This is a genomic window from Daejeonella sp., assembly GCF_037719425.1.
In the GTDB taxonomy this organism is placed as follows: Bacteria; Bacteroidota; Bacteroidia; order Sphingobacteriales; family Sphingobacteriaceae; genus Daejeonella.
Window position 1 is genome coordinate 1 of record NZ_JBBJNI010000095.1, and the last position, 15,967, is coordinate 15,967.

General features: G+C 40.4%; 11 protein-coding genes, 1 tRNA gene and 1 pseudogene. 5 read left to right on the forward strand and 8 right to left on the reverse strand.

Annotated features, from left to right (window positions below; genetic code table 11):
- From WKF69_RS12725 to WKF69_RS12750, 6 genes and pseudogenes are all read right to left on the reverse strand, one after another.
- Positions 1-287: pseudogene (locus WKF69_RS12725) on the reverse strand (hypothetical protein); the annotation flags it as partial.
- Positions 288-839, reverse strand: coding sequence for a sigma-70 family RNA polymerase sigma factor (locus tag WKF69_RS12730; RefSeq protein WP_340382402.1), 552 nt, complete (start codon positions 837-839; stop codon positions 288-290).
- A gap of 259 nt (positions 840-1,098) precedes the next feature.
- Positions 1,099-1,650, reverse strand: coding sequence for a fasciclin domain-containing protein (locus WKF69_RS12735; protein WP_340382404.1), 552 nt, complete (start codon positions 1,648-1,650; stop codon positions 1,099-1,101).
- Between the two features lie 185 nt (positions 1,651-1,835).
- Complete coding sequence (locus WKF69_RS12740; RefSeq protein WP_340382406.1) at positions 1,836-2,477, reverse strand: carbonic anhydrase; 642 nt, start codon at positions 2,475-2,477, stop codon at positions 1,836-1,838.
- Between the two features lie 122 nt (positions 2,478-2,599).
- Positions 2,600-3,304, reverse strand: a complete 705-nt coding sequence (locus WKF69_RS12745) for a LytTR family DNA-binding domain-containing protein (protein WP_340382408.1) — start codon at positions 3,302-3,304, stop codon at positions 2,600-2,602.
- A gap of 23 nt (positions 3,305-3,327) precedes the next feature.
- Entirely contained in the window at positions 3,328-4,389 is a 1,062-nt protein-coding gene (locus WKF69_RS12750) for a histidine kinase (protein WP_340382410.1), read from the reverse strand.
- A gap of 238 nt (positions 4,390-4,627) precedes the next feature.
- On the opposite strand from WKF69_RS12750, the gene WKF69_RS12755 reads away from it, so the two are divergent.
- From WKF69_RS12755 to WKF69_RS12765, 3 genes are all read left to right on the forward strand, one after another.
- On the forward strand, positions 4,628-5,086 hold the full coding sequence (locus WKF69_RS12755; protein WP_340382412.1) for a hypothetical protein: 459 nt from the start codon (positions 4,628-4,630) through the stop codon (positions 5,084-5,086).
- Positions 5,087-5,601: 515 nt separating this feature from the next.
- On the forward strand, positions 5,602-8,763 hold the full coding sequence (locus WKF69_RS12760) for a CheR family methyltransferase (protein ID WP_340382414.1): 3,162 nt from the start codon (positions 5,602-5,604) through the stop codon (positions 8,761-8,763).
- Positions 8,764-8,774: 11 nt separating this feature from the next.
- Positions 8,775-9,149 (forward strand): response regulator, encoded by a 375-nt coding sequence (locus WKF69_RS12765; RefSeq protein WP_340382416.1) that lies wholly within the window; start codon positions 8,775-8,777, stop codon positions 9,147-9,149.
- Positions 9,150-9,415: 266 nt separating this feature from the next.
- On the opposite strand, the gene WKF69_RS12770 is transcribed toward WKF69_RS12765, so the two are convergent.
- Together WKF69_RS12770 and WKF69_RS12775 are read right to left on the reverse strand one after the other, a co-directional pair.
- Positions 9,416-13,258, reverse strand: a complete 3,843-nt coding sequence (locus WKF69_RS12770) for a PAS domain S-box protein (protein ID WP_340382418.1) — start codon at positions 13,256-13,258, stop codon at positions 9,416-9,418.
- 546 nt (positions 13,259-13,804) lie between these two features.
- A tRNA-Pro gene (locus WKF69_RS12775) sits at positions 13,805-13,878 on the reverse strand.
- A gap of 380 nt (positions 13,879-14,258) precedes the next feature.
- Here WKF69_RS12775 and WKF69_RS12780 point away from each other — a divergent pair.
- Both WKF69_RS12780 and WKF69_RS12785 read left to right on the forward strand, forming a co-directional pair.
- On the forward strand, positions 14,259-14,579 hold the full coding sequence (locus WKF69_RS12780; protein ID WP_340382420.1) for a hypothetical protein: 321 nt from the start codon (positions 14,259-14,261) through the stop codon (positions 14,577-14,579).
- Positions 14,580-14,666: 87 nt separating this feature from the next.
- Positions 14,667-15,967: SulP family inorganic anion transporter (locus tag WKF69_RS12785; protein WP_340382422.1), on the forward strand; the 1,301-nt coding region annotated here is incomplete at its 3' end.

Sequence of the window (15,967 nt, forward strand, 5' to 3'; positions counted from 1 at the left end):
TAAAAGCTCGAAGAGGGTGCTGGAGCATACATTGGTACCACGGGCGTTCCGGCCGTGCCGGAACTTGCAATTGAATTCAGGATTTTAGTGCGCACAGCCTCTGACGGCTCAATCGCATTAGATATCGCGTAAGCCTGTAAAGCGTTCTCTATTTCTTCGACCTCGGCTTTTACTGCCGGGTATTGGGCAATCGTACTTTCCACCTCACGAATCTCCTCGCCGCTTAAGTCGCCCAGGACGTATAGTTCCAGGATGCCGCTTTCTAAATATGTTTTCAGGTCTTTCACTTAATTAAATACCTTTCTTAACGTAATAATTGCATTTCTAAGTCTCGTTTTCACTGTCCCTAAAGGAATATCTAATTCCTCGGCAGCTTCTACATGTGTAAAACCTCTGAAGTAAACCAGGTCAAGTATTACCTTCTGTTCTGGTTTTAATTTCTCTACGAGATCCTTTAAGCCAAGAGTTTCAGGATTTATTGATGTGGTGAAACCCTTGTCCACAGATAATACGATATTTTCTATGTCTTCGGTTTTTGAATAATTACGGAAATCTTTAGATCTCGTTTTGTCGATGGTCAGATTTCGGGCGATATTGACCATCCAGGTGAACAGCCTTCCTTTAGAATTGTCGTATGAAGCTATTGAGTTCCAGACCTTTACAAATACTTCTTGTAAAAGATCCTCTGCAATTTCATCGTGCTGTACAATTCTGTAGATCACTCCATAGAGCGCAGCGGAGTACATATTATACAACGCTTCGGCTCCTTTATTATCTCTGCCGCGAATAGCCTGAATTAATTCCGGTTCCGATAATGATATTTTACTGATCCTGCTCAACGATTTTTGTGCTTGGCTCTAAGGTCGAATATTTTTCGCTAATAAAGGCATTAAAGAAAATTATACTGAAGTCTGAGGCCGGAAATCGGAGGTCAGATGTCTGATGCTAGTCGGATAGCTTGACTGATTAGAATAGTTGTTCCGAAAGGCGGCGGAAATCCATCAGACTTCAGATTTCCGACCTCTGACCTCAAACCCATCGCTCCATAAAAAAAGCCCCGGCTTAGACCGGAGCTTTCAATTGCGAATTGTTGTGCAATTACTTTGGCATAACGACCGAGTCAATTACGTGGATAACACCATTTTTCTGGAACACGTTACTGATGGTTACCCTTGAAGTAGCGCCGGTCTCATCTTTAAGCACCAATGTGTCTCCTTGCATCATTGCCCAGAGTTTTCCACCGCTTACCGTTGCAAACTCTGCGGTTCCATTACCTGCTTTTATGGCACTGGCTATTTCTTTGGAACCCATTCTGCCGGCAACAACATGGTAAGTAAGGATTTTTGTTAGCATGGCTTTGTTTTCAGGCTTAACCAACGTTCCGACAGTTCCAGCAGGAAGTTTGTCAAACGCGGCATTTGTAGGAGCGAACACCGTAAAGGGTCCGTCAGTTTTCAACGTCTCAACTAAACCTGCAGCTTTAACTGCCGCCACAAGGGTGGTATGGTCTTTTGAGTTAACGGCATTATCAATGATATCTTTTGTAGGATACATTGCTGCTCCGCCGACCATCGTCATTGATGGTGCGCAACCTGTTGAGAAGATTGCAGAAGCTGCTAATGCAATCGTTAGGATAAATATTTTTTTCATAATTCAAAGTTTGTTAGTTGAGATGAATTACGGGATTAGCCACAGGACAGATTTGCTGACTGGAATTAAATGCTACTCCTTTTGGGAATAAGATACAGAGGTTATATTCAACTGTTCGCTATGCTGAATGCGGATATTAAGGAACAAAGTCCCATGGATAAAAAGCAGGGCAGTGTCTAAGGACGTTAATCTTTTCCCGTCAGGTTATAAATGTCTTTAATATTTTCCAATATATTTTCGAAGTCGATATTCAGGTCGATGATCCTGCCTGTGTGGATGTCGAAGACCCAGCCATGTACAATAGGATACCCTGTGCGTAAGTAATTTAACTGTACTACTGCGGTCTTAATTACATTGACGCATTGTTCCTGCACATTTAACTCTACCAGCCTGTCATAACGTTTAGACTCATCTGTGATTGCATTCAATTCTTTTTTATGCAGACGGTAGACGTCCCGGATGCTGCGGAGCCAGGGATTGAGTATCCCCATGTCTTTAGGCTGCATAGCAGCTTTTACTCCCCCGCAATTGTAGTGACCGCACACAATAATGTGTTTAACTCCAAGATTGTTGATCGCATAGCTAAGAACCGACATAACGTTCAAGTCCACATTATTTACCAGGTTAGCAATGTTTCTGTGAATAAAAGCCTCACCGGGACCCAACCCCATGATCTCCTCGGCTGTTACACGGCTATCGCTGCATCCAATATATAAATAATCAGGATTGTGATCTCTCGCGAGTTCGCTGAAGAAATCGGCGTCTGTTCCTGTTTTGGTCTCGATCCATCTCTTATTATTCTCGAAAAGTTCTTCGTATGGGGTCATGTTTTCTGTTATTTAAGATGGAAGATATTGTAAACAAAAATATGCATTTTGAGGAGAAAAATGCAGATGTTAGTTGAGAGTTGAGGGTGGAGAGTTTATTCCAGGACTGAATTGGCGATATCTTACCCATTAATACTTCTCTCAACATCCTCCTTGTAATTCCGCCCAATTGGGATCTGGAAGTTATCGATAATGATCTTGTTTCGTTCGATGCGTCTGATAGACCGGTTTGACACAAGGAAAGATTTATGTACTCTGATAAACAACGATGAAGGAAACATCTCCTGCACCATTTTTACAGAGCCCTTGATCACAATCTTTTCCTGCGGTGTGTAAATGATAGCATAATCTTTTAATCCCTGAATGTGGGTGATCTCATCAAATTGGAGCTTAATTCTTTTTACACCGCTTTTTACGAAAATAAATTCAGGTTCATGCTTGTCTGGTTCCAGTTGATGATCGTGTGAACTGAGCAAGAGAAAATCTTTGGCTTTATCTACCGCTGCTGAAAAGCGTTGAAAGGAAATGGGTTTGAGGAGAAAATCAATAACGCCCAGCTCAAATCCCTCAAAAGCATAATTCCGGTAAGCGGTTGTGAAAATAGTCAGGGGAGGATCGGACAGCTTTTCCAGGAACTCAATTCCTGTCATGTTCGGCATTTCAATATCCAGCAGCAAAACGTCAGCGTATTCGTTCCCCAAATGAGCCAGAGCATCTTCAGCATTGCTAAATGATAAAACCGAGTGAACGCCATCCAAGCGTTTCAGGTAGCCCTCAAGCACTTCACGTGCAAGAGGTTCATCATCAATAACAACAAATTTCAACATCGTTTAAAAGTCCAGCGTAAACACTATAGTTCAATGACCAGTTTGGCTAAGAAAGAGTCGTTTTTATCTTCAAGTACCAACTGATGCCGCGAGGGGTAGAGAAGTTCCAGACGCTTCTGTAAGTTGAGGAGACCGATACCTCCTTTAGTTTTACTGATAACAGAAGTTGATTTAGAATTTTCTACAAGTAACATCAGGATTGATTTATCCAGCCCGATATTAACAGTCAGCCAGCTATTTTCACTTTGCGTGCTAAGCCCATGTTTAAAGGCATTTTCTACCAGGGGCAGCAACAGGAGGGGAGCTATTTCATGGCCGTTAAATACCGCATTGACTTTCATGCTGATGGCAGGTTCGTCGCTAAACCGCAACCGCTCAAGCTCCATATAATTGTTGAGGTAGGTAACTTCCTTTTCCAGTAACACCTTATCATCTGTGCTATCATATAACATGTACTCCATCATTTCAGATAGCTTGAGCACAACATCGGGTGCCAGCTCCGATTTTTTAAGAGTCAGGGCATACAGGTTGTTAAGGATATTAAACAGGAAATGCGGGTTTACCTGAGCCCTCAGAAAATCTACCTCGGCATTTAATTTCTCAACCGTGATCTTTTGAATGACAAGCTGCTGCCCATACCAATCTATGCTTAATTTAAGGGCGAGCATTAAGCCAAGGTACCAGAGCGTGCTGAAAAAGTTATAGGATAAGGACTCCAGTAAATTACTGTTCCGAAGCGGGCCAACAACATATCCATAAAGGTAATAATCATAGAAACTCTGTACGATCAGGTAGCCGATCACCGAGAGAATAACAGCTGTAAAATAAGCCAGGTAGCGCTTCTGTAAAAGGTATCGCGGCAGGAAATAATGCAGATTCAGATACGCTATTATGATAAGCAAGCCGATCCGGCCTATAACGCAAGCTAAAAAATACGGCATGCTCGCCTTATATATGAGGTATTTTTTCTCATATATGAAGAAGCCAGTGATCAGCAGCCAATAAGTGCCATGGATAAGGATATATTTCCAGGAAACCTGGCGGCTGGAGAACGGTGGCTTGACTGTTTTGTCGAGAAGATCCATTGTGTTATATTTGTTAGTGCAGCACGTGGTTCCAATTTAAATCAATGTTTTAACCCCGGAGAATTATATCGACAAACGGCAGTAATAGTAGATGAATATAATATTAAAAATGCAGCGTTAACTGCCAACGATAGTAATATCTATTAATTCCGTCGTTCGTCTACTATATTTTCCCGTCCTGATTCCATCTTATAATATTGTGATAAGAAATCAAAAGTTCACTTAAAAACTTAACATTATGAAACAGATCAAATTCAATCAGACGTTCATTATCATGTTTACACTGATTACATTGGGAGTTACTGCATTTAGTTTCACTTCAAAATTTGGATTGGACAGTTATGAGATATCGTTGAATAACAAAGTCATTCTAAAACATTACGTGAATCAACCGCTAAATTTGCGGGTACTTCAACTGAACAAAGCAAAGGAAGGTGATCAGTTGGGGATTAGGTACACGCACTGTACTATCAAAGATGGTGCAGGGACAGCGAGGAGTATTTCCGTCAAAGATGAGAAGGGAAACACGTTAAAGAAATGGGCTTTTGCCGATGCCACCGGGTCAAATTTCAATATGATAATCGCTGTGAATGACCTGCTGAAACTGGAAAAAGCACACACCGGTCAGGACCTCAGCATTCATTATAGTGCACGGGAGCTTCCTGAGGGGGAGATGCTTTCGATGTTGAAGCTATAGTAATGTATAAAATGTTTTATATCAGCCCGGGTTTCGCTAAACGAAGCCGGGCTTTTTTTTTTAACGAACTTTAATCTCGAAGGGGGCTTTGTTATTTTAGGCTGAATTTACCTGAGTGATGATCTCACTGATCACCATTTCATCTTTAATGATCCTTTCGGGCCCCACATTTTCAAATTTCCTCGCAATCAACCCAAGCATGTTTCAGCAGATATTCCTGAAGGTAGGGATAGGGCGCTATCATGCCCCGCTAATCATAAAAGGCCCAATTCCTGTTATTACTGTAAAAATGCTCAGGTCGTCAATGGCTATATTTTAGAGAGATTTGTTATCCAGGTAAAGAGCCGGCTTTTGTCTGGATTAAAAAACTCATTTTTCACCTGCACTATGGATAGAAAGTATTTATTACTACTGTGTAGCTTTATATAATCCGAAGTAAAGATTTAACAGATTTTATTATTATATTTAATCTGAATCCCTTTAAGTACCGCATTTTTCTTTTTTCAAATCAAGTTATGGCTAAAATTGATGACAAACAGTACATTATAGCAATTGGTGCCTCAGCGGGAGGTCTGGAAGCTATCTCTGCTTTTTTTGATTACACCCCGCTTGACGCTGTTTCCTACATCATCATACAACATCTATCATCTGATTTTAAGAGTCAGATGGGAAGTATTCTTTCACGCCACAGTAAGTTACAGGTTATTGAAGCTGTCGAGAATGTCGCTATAAAATCTAATACGGTTTATCTCATACCCAGCACTAAATTCATGGTCGTTGAAAATGGCAAACTCCTATTATCTGATAAAAAAGATCAGCCGAGGCCACACATGACAATTGATTACTTTTTTTCATCGCTGGCAAGGGAGCGCGGCAACAAAGCCATTGGCATCATATTATCAGGTACCGGCGCTGACGGATCAAAAGGGATTAAGGCAATAAAAAAAGCAGGGGGCATTGCCTTTGTCCAGGACCCCAATACAGCAAGTTATAATGGAATGCCGCTGGCGGCGATTGCAACGGATTGTGCAGATTTGATCTTATCTCCGGAAGCGATGCCCCAGGTAATTGAAGATTACGTGAAGGACGGAACATTGGAACTATCCACAGACGATGAAAAGGATCAGGTCAGTGAAGCAGCGCTTACAAAAATATTCGATTTAATCAAAGGAAGCTTGCCGCTTGATTTCTCAGAGTATAAACGACCGACCATCATCAGGAGGATAAGACGGCGGATGTCGGAGCATAATTTTAGTAAAGTCAACAAATACTACGACTTCTTAAAAGGCAACAGAGGGGAAATAAAATTGCTTGCTAATGATTTTTTGATAAGCGTGACCGCGTTTTTCAGGGACGCGGATGCATTCAAGATCGTACAGGAAACAATTATACCCGACATTATCGAAAAAAATGAAACGGATGTTTTAAAAATTTGGGTTGCTGGTTGTGCAACAGGCGAAGAAGCTTATTCGATGGGTATTTTAATCAGGGAGTACCTGAACAGCCATTCCAAAAATATTGAAGTAAAGATATTTGCAACGGATATCAGTAAATCAGCTTTAGATACGGCATCGAAAGGCATTTACCCGGCCAGTATAGAAAAACAAGTATCAACAGAACGATTGCAACAATTTTTCATAAAAGAAGGTGATTCTTATAAAATAAAACATGAGATCAGGAAAATGTTGATTTTTGCGCAGCACGATCTGGTTAAAAATCCTCCCTATTGCAATATAGACTTCATCAGCTGCCGTAATTTACTCATTTATTTAAACACAGATCTTCAGAAAAAGGTATTTGCGATGATGCACTTTGGGCTTAAAAAGGGCGGCTATTTATTTTTAGGTCCCAGTGAAAATGCAACAGTATTAAAGGATGATTTTGATGAGATCAACAAAAAATGGAATATCTTAAAAAGTAACAAGGCTGGCCGTGCCGTCAAGTTTGACACCTTTTCCTCTAATTATATCGAAGGCATTAAAACAACAACGATTGAAGCGAGTGAAAAGACGGTGTTGCCGGTTTCTAAATCAGCATTACGTGAGCAGATTAATTCGGCAGCTTTTGAATCTTCCGGCTTTATTGGAGTTTGCACAGATGAAAATCTGATGGTAATTCAATCTTTCGGTGATACAGGCCCATATCTCAAAAATATTAATTTCAATCATAACCTAATTGATTTACTGCCGGAAGACATTTCAATTGTTTTTAAAGCTGCTGCACATAAAGCACTAAAGTTAAATGAAACAGTAGTATTGAATAAATTGATGCTGCCAAAAAAACAAAAATCTACAACCAGAATGGTATCTATAAGTATCAGACCATTTTCTATAGAAAAATCTGAAGAACGGATACTTATCATTGCCTTTACGGAAACCACGAGCAAATCCAAGGAAAAAAACATCATTAATGCTTCTGACATCAACGAGGTGACTAAAGAACATGTGATCAGCCTGGAACTGGAGAACGCAGAACTAAAGCAAAGCCTCGCGGTAGCGCATGAACGCCTTGCTTCGTCAAATGAAAATACACAGTCATATAACGAAGAACTACAGTCGGCTAATGAAGAAATGCAGTCCATTAACAAAGACCATCATTTAACGATTGAAGAGTTAACTGATTTAAATGACGATTTAAACAACTATTTCCGTAGCAATGTTAATGGGCAGTTATTTGTTGATAAAAATTTATTGCTCAAGCGATATTCGCCCGGCGCCGTAAAGCATATTAACATTAGAGATAGCGACATTGGGCGCCCTTTAAGTGAAATAACCACTAATATTAAATTTGAGACCTTAATTGTCGATATTAAGGACGTGATACTCCATGACCAAACGATAACTAAAGAAGCCGAATCAATAGACGGTAAAGTTTACCAGGTAATGACCATGCCTTACCTTAAAAAAAACAGCAAAAAGCCTGATGGAGCAATTGTTAGCTTTTATGATATATCAGAACTTAAAAAGCTGTTAAAAGAGTTAAATGTAAGCAATCAAAGCTTCCGCAGGATAAACGACGACCTGAACAACTTTGTTTACGGCGCATCGCATGACCTTAATGCGCCTATTTTGAACATCGAGACCGTTATGGGCATCCTCAATAAGACACTTGATATGTCAAGTCCCGATGTAGTTAGCTTGTCAGGAATGATGAATACTGCTCTTACCAATTTTAAAGAAGTTATAAAAGAATTGGGTAAGGTAGGCGCTTTGGAAAGTGAAACCATGGAAGAGGCTCACATGGAAAATTTTGAGGCGGTATACAAAGAAATTGAAGAATCTATATCGGAGAGGATAAAACTCGCTAACGCCACAATCACCACCGATTTCAGCGAAAAAGAGGTCCGGTTTCCCAAGAAAAATTTAAGAAGCATCCTCTTAAACCTTATCACGAATGCTATTAAGTTTCATTCTCCCGAGAGATCACCGGATATTTCTATTGGAACCCAAAAAGTAGCCGACTTCGTAATACTAATTGTAAAAGACAACGGACTGGGGATTAATAAAGAGCGGATTGATTTCGTATTTAATATGTACCACCGAATCAATGACGATATTGAAGGTCAGGGTATTGGCCTTTACCTTGTAAAAAAAATCATTAATGCTTCAGGTGGTAAGATTGAGGTTGAAAGTGAAGTAGATAAAGGAAGCACATTTAAGATATTTTTTAAAATTTAAGGAGATTATATGTGAAACGGATACTAGTTTTTGATGATGACAAAAGCATTATAGGGATAATGAAATTTATCCTGGAGGCAAAAGGCTGGGAAGTTCAATGTTTCACTCAATGTAATGATGCGGTTTATCAAATAAGGTCTCACCAACCCGGAATTATTATGATGGATAATAATATACCGGATCATGGCGGTATTTTTGCAATAAAAACGATCAAACAGCAGATCGACCTTATGCATATCCCAATAATTTACTTTACTGCACACGATAATATTAAAAACCTTGCGAAAGAAGCCGGAGCCGATGCGTATCTCGCAAAGCCATTTGATCTGGATAAATTAGAGGAGTTGATAGAAACTTTAAGTTCACCAAAGCCAATAGGTTGCTAATCGGTTACAGGCAACTTTAGCTATCTGCCTGGTGGAGTTTAGCACCTTCGGGTATTTTTGCACAGAAGTGTCAACTTGCAAGAGCCTCCACGACAATAGAAATAAGTTCTAACTGGCGTAGAAGAATTGGGTTGTGTTGAAATAAAAGCATTAGAAGAATTAAAACCAAATGCAAAAATTGCAACGAAGGTTAATTCTTTCTCTTTTCAAGCATGCAGAGCATTGAAACTGATGATATATAAGTTGTATAAATCCCCTTTCTTTATTTACTCCTTTTTTATCACCGGCAATTTAAAAATGAATATAGAGCCCTGCCCCTCATCGCTTTTTACTGTAATGATTCCGTTATGACGTTTTATAATTTCTGAAGCTATGTATAGACCTAATCCCAATCCGGATATATTGTCCTTCATGGCACTACTTACTCTAAAAAATCTGTCAAAAATATGTTCTTGCTTTTCTTTTGGTATACCAAAGCCGAAATCTTGCACACTGAAAATGATGTTTTCATTTTCATGCTTGGTGGTAACCAGTACTTTATTAGCAGTCGGAGAGTATTTAACTGCATTGGACAATAAATTAATAATCACCTGACCTATACGGTTTCTATCACCCAAGATAAAAGAAGGGCCGTCTAAATAAACATCAAGTTGGTGGTTTTGTGTAGTTTGCTGAACCTCATCAACTATTTCTGTTACCAATATATTGAAATCAAAAATGTCTTCCTGATAAGTGAGTTGACCGCTGGATGCCTTGGTAGCCTCCAATAGATCACTAATTAGATAGGTTAACTTATTTATCTGGTTATTCATTCTGGACAATAAGTTGACTGCAGAAGTATTTCCCTCTTTTAACGATTTTTTATACAGAATCTGAGAATAGCCTTTAAGACTGCTTACGGGTGTTTTCAGCTCATGAGAAGCCATGCTGATAAAATCGTCTTTTTGTTTTTCTAGTTCTTTAAGTTCGGTAATGTCCCTGAAATACCACGCCCAGCCATAAGAAGTTCCATCTTCGTCTAAAACGCCATTGCCATACCTTTCTATGGTACGACCATCTATAAATAGGACTTCCTCATGAGTTACCACTTCAGGATGGGCATAGCAATAATTTACCCGTTCTATAAAAGCTTGGGGGTCGATTAATTGCTTCATGGCAAACTGCAGGGCGGCAGTGTCATCTTTTCGGTCTATAATTTCTTTCGGTATTTGCCAAAGTGTAATAAAGTTTTGATTGTATGATAGAATGCTTCCTTTAGTATCAACAATTAAAATAGCATCAGGTATCGCTTCGTTTTGCGCTTCCAGTAGAGCCTTTCTATATTTCAAGGTATCTTCCGATTTTTTGCGTTCCGAAATATCTCTTGCAACGGCAAAGAGGTGCGGATTTCCTCCAAGCGTTAAACCGCCTACATTAACTTCCACCGGAAAGACAGTACCGTCTTTCCGTTTGTGCAATGTTTCAAATTGAGGAATTTTTTCGTTTTGAGCGGCATTAAATAATCCTGTAAAGGCTTCTTCATTATAATTCGGATCTACATCCGGAACCTTGATATGCGCTATTTCTTCTCTGGTAAAATCCCAACATTCCAAAGCTATATCATTGAGATAGGCAAAAGATCCGTCTTCCCTCATTAAGATAAAAGGGTCCATCGCATTATCTGCCATATGCTTAAAACGCTTTAATTCATCTTCCCAAGCTTTTCGTTCGTTGATATTGGTTAGCGTGCCCAGCCATTTGTTGATAATTCCGTTATCATCTCTAATAGGATTAGCTGTTACGTAAAACCATTCAAAATTTTCGTCTCGTCCTTTTAACTGAAATTCAAACAAAATAGGCTCGCCTGTTTTCAGGCTGTTTTGCCACGTTGCGAAAAGGTTTTCCGCTTGTTCCGGATGAATATACCTGGCCCACCCATTTCCGAAAGATTCTTCGGGCGTACTGCCGGTATAATCATACCACTGTTGGTTAAAAAAATCAACTAACCCTTCTTTATTCGATGTCCAAATGAGTTGAGGCACCGTTTGGGTTACCGTCCTGAACTGTTCTTCCGCACGTTCGAGTTCTTCTTCCGACCTTTTACGCTCTGTAATATCTACGCAGGCGCCCGTCATATATTGCGGCATACCATCCGCATCTACAAAGGTTTTTCCTTTATCATCCAACCAATGTTGGGTTCCATCGGGCCAAATAATCCGGAATTCCATATCGAAGTCTGCGCCTTCATCAGCGCAAAGCCTACAGGCTTCTATTACTTTTTCCTGATCGTCCGAATGTACAATCTGAATAAAATCGTCTAAATTTTGCACGGTTTGACCCGGTATTAAGCCAAATAAACGGTCAAGATTTTCATCCCACAACATTTCATTTGTTTTAATATTCCATCGGAAGGTACCCGTTTGGGATGCATTAAGGGCAGCCTGTAGCCGTTCCTTGCTTTCGGCCACTTTTTGACGGGACAATACCATGTCCGAAACATCGTAAGCAAGAACGAGAATACCCTCTGTATTGCCCTCTACATCGGCTAAAACCTGGTAGATTAAATTTATATAAATAGACTCCAGTTTGCCGTTTCCTTTGTCAAGTTGCGCTGGTATTTCTTTTGCGATAAAAGGAACTCCAGATTCGAAAACAGTATCCAATAATTCATAAAAACCCTGACCTTCTATATCTGGAAGTGCTTCTCGAACTGGCTTTCCGATAATATCCCTGTTAGTACCCACCATCTGCATATACTCCGGGTTCGCAAATTCAAAAATATGCAGAGGCCCTTTTAAGATGCAAAGCGCAGCTGGCACCTGCATAAAGAAATTATGCAGAATCCGGCTGCCTTCTTCAATTTTTTTGTGTGCTTTTACCTGTTCGGTAACTTCGTTTCCAACTGCTACTATACCTGAGATGGTTCCGTCCGGATCGTAAATGGGATTATATACAAAGTTCAAATGGATAGTTACGAGCTTCCCACCTCTAATTAAATTAAGGGAAAGTTCATTTCCGATGACAGGCAGACCCGATGTGTAAACAGCATTCAAAGCTTGTTCAAAGCCTTGATAGACAACCTCTGGAAAGGCCTCGAACAAGGGCTTACCTATTACTTGTTCTGCCGATCTATCTCCCAGTTCAATAAATTTTTCATTGGCTACTTCAATAATAAAACTCCTGCCCCTGTAAACACACATGGCTACCGGTGCCTGTTCTACCATTCTGCGGAATTTCTGTTCGCTATCTATAAGCAACCGGCGGGAAGTTATTTCGTCAGTAACATCCTGTAAGGTTCCATTGAAACGATAAGCAATTCCCTCATCATTAAAGGATGCCTGACCTTTGGCATGCACAATTCTTTCTTTCTTTGTTTGTGGATGAATAATAGAATAAACAATATTGTAATATCCGCCAGACGAAAAATCTAAAGCTGTTTGTATCGCATTGTTCACATTTTCCCTGTCATCATCCGCAATAACAGCCAAGGCTAGAGGCAATTCTATTTCGTCATCGGGCTTCAGTCCGAACCATTCTTTTAACCGGCTGTTGCCCCTGAATTTATTAGTAGCAGGGTTTAAGTCCCACGTTCCTAATCCGGCAGCTTCTATGGCGAAGGTTAGTTGTTGCTCACTTTCTTTCAAAGCTTTTAAAGCTCGTACTTTTTCAGTGGTCTCTATTACAATAACCAGCACGCCACCTACTTCTCCATTTTCTAAACGTATGGGGCTGTAAGAGAAATCAAAAACGCAATCCTCGAGAAAACCGTTCCTGTCTAACTGCAAATGAAAATCCGGGAAACCAACAGGTGTTCCTTGCATCACACCTTCAAACATAGGGTCAATGGTTGGCCATATCTCCCCAAATGTTACACTAGAGTTGTTGCCCATTGCCTGTGGATGCTTGGTTGCACCCAGAATTGGCCGGAAACTATCATTATATAACTGAATGTAATCTTCACCCCAGGCGATGTACATTCCAAAAGGGGAGTCGAGCATAATGCGAACTGCGGTGCGTAAAGGTTGGGGCCAGCCATTAGGATGTCCTAACAAAGTTTCTGACCATTCAATAGACCGGATAAGTTCGCCCATTTGGCCACCGCCAGATAAAAATGCAGGTATTTCAGACATCCGGCAAAATACGCAATTGAAAATTGTATTACCTATTATCTTGTTGGGCTATCAACCATGCTTATCTTGTACCGGATAAATATAAGACGGCAACTCTTTCAAAATATAATTAGTTTGTCCCAACAGTTCACCAGATAATCAAAAAAGTAATTCATTTCGATACAAATGAGTTCATATGATATTCAATCAAATATTTGAAAATCGATTAGTTAAACTCATTCTGGTGAATAAATGTAAATATTAAATCTGTTCACCTTTTTGTTCGCATGACAGGTAGAATAGTACGTACTGAAAAGGATTGTTTAAAAGCATAAAAGCCTCTAAATAGTTATATTCAGAAGCTTTTGCATCCAGATGAACTGGTATTTGTCGGGGTGGCAGGATTAGCTGCGCTGATCCAGAATAGGGGGGCGTTACAAACTCAACCCTACGCTTCTCGTACCTCGAAGCTGACTTTGTTATTTTACTTCATCCCTTCAAGCCTACGGCTTGGGGTCTGTGTAAAATAACAAAGCCCTTCTGCTTTCACAGAAGGGCTTTCGTTTGTCGGGGTGGCAGGATTCGAACCTACGACCTCCTGGTCCCAAACCAGGCGCGATACCGGGCTACGCTACACCCCGAACATTTAACAATGATAACCGGTGTTCTTCATTTGTTAAGGGACTGCAAAGATAGACTTTTAAGAGTCTGCGGCAAATATTTTTGAAAATATTTTGACTGCCTTAAAGATGCTTGTTAATCAATAATTATAACACATTGATCTAAAGGATTAATACCCGATTTTCGATATTCCTGATACTAAAACATTTCTGGTAAGTAAAAATGCTCTCCCGGTTTCCCGGTAAGCGTGGTTGCGAGTAATAAGTTGCCCCGTTGCCAGGCTCAGGGTCCGGAAAACAGGGATTGGAAAATGAAAACCGGGAACCAGCAAAGAAAAAGCAACTCATTTGTTACGTCCCGAAACCAAAAAAAATCCTAAATTACGAGAAAATCAGTCACCTTGAAAAAGTTAAGTGTATACCTTCTAATCGTCATCCTGTCGTTCGTTTACACTTATGACAGCGTTCAGGCTTTGGCGCATGCACTTGGGAGAGATTCTTCTTTTGCCTGGATGAAAACAATGGAATGCGAAAAAGGCGCTGAATCTGAAGAGTCTAAGGGACAGAAAGAGAAGTTGGATTTTTTGGATCACTATTTTTCGCATACACAATTATCCCTGGCACAAATCGGAACAATAAGTCTTGACTCGCATCATGCGATAAATTTTTCCTCTACAGATCATAGTCTAACAATTTATTCCCCTCCGGAATCACACGCATAATCACCAGAGGACCATCTCCTCCCTATTAATTTTCTGTTTTTTCTGACGTAGGCGAACCTTAGTTCTGCCTTTAGATTATGCTTTGTTATGGATTCTAAAATCAAAGAAATTCGTGGTTTAACTTTTAAATATTTAAAAAATGATATTCCGTCCGGGCTGGTTGTTTTCCTTGTCGCACTTCCCCTATGTTTGGGGATAGCTCTGGCATCGGGCGCTCCGCTTTTTTCCGGAATTATTGCGGGGATAATTGGCGGAACGGTTGTCGCGAGTTTTAGTGGTTCCTCTTTAAGTGTTAGCGGGCCCGCCGCCGGGCTTACGGTCATCGTTATTAATTCTATAAGCACCCTGGGAAGTTTTGAAGTTTTCTTGCTGGCCGTTGCGATTGCCGGTGTATTGCAGATTATTCTGGGTGTCCTGAAGGCAGGGATCATTGGGTACTATTTCCCATCAAATGTTATCAAAGGCATGCTTGCAGCTATTGGTATTATATTAATATTAAAGCAGATCCCGCATGCTGTTGGCTATGATGCCGACAGCGAAGGCGATTTCGACTTCTTCCAGGCTGATGGTGAGAATACTTTTTCGGCAATATCAAGTGCATTAAGCCACATACATCCCGGAGCTATAGCAATAGCACTGGTATCACTTTTTATCCTGATCATGTGGGACAGGCCATTTCTTCAGAGGATCAGCTTCTTCAAATTAGTTCCCGGAGCTTTGTTGGTTGTCGTCCTGGGTGTGGTTATGAATGAGGTTTTCAGGATGTCAAATCCCGAGTTATACCTCGCAGGAGATAAGCTTGTCCAGCTTCCGGTAGCAAGCTCTGCTGCAGGCTTTATCGGACAGTTTACTCTGCCCGATTTCTCAGGGTTGACAAACTATAATGTATATGTCGTTGCAATAACAATTGCAATCATCGCCAGCCTTGAGTCGCTGTTAAGTGTCGAGGCAGCAGACAAGCTGGATCCCTACAAAAGAAATACCCCGACAAACCGGGAATTAATGGCCCAGGGATTGGGGAATTTTGTTTCAGGGATGATCGGCGGTTTGCCTTTAACTGCTGTTATCGTGCGTACTTCTGCCAACATCAACTCAGGTGCAAAGACAAAACTGTCGGCTATTATTCACGGTATTTTATTGTTGGTGAGCGTTATTGGATTTGCGTCAATTTTGAACAAGATCCCGCTTGCCTGTCTTGCTGCATTACTTTTAGTTGTGGGATACAAACTCGCAAAAGTATCACTTTTTAAATCGATGTACAGACTGGGATGGAACCAGTTCCTGCCATTTGTGGTTACCGTGGTAGCCATTCAGTTTTCCGATCTGCTGAAAGGAATTGCCATTGGAATGGCTGTTTCATTATTCTTTATATTGAGAAGCAATTACAA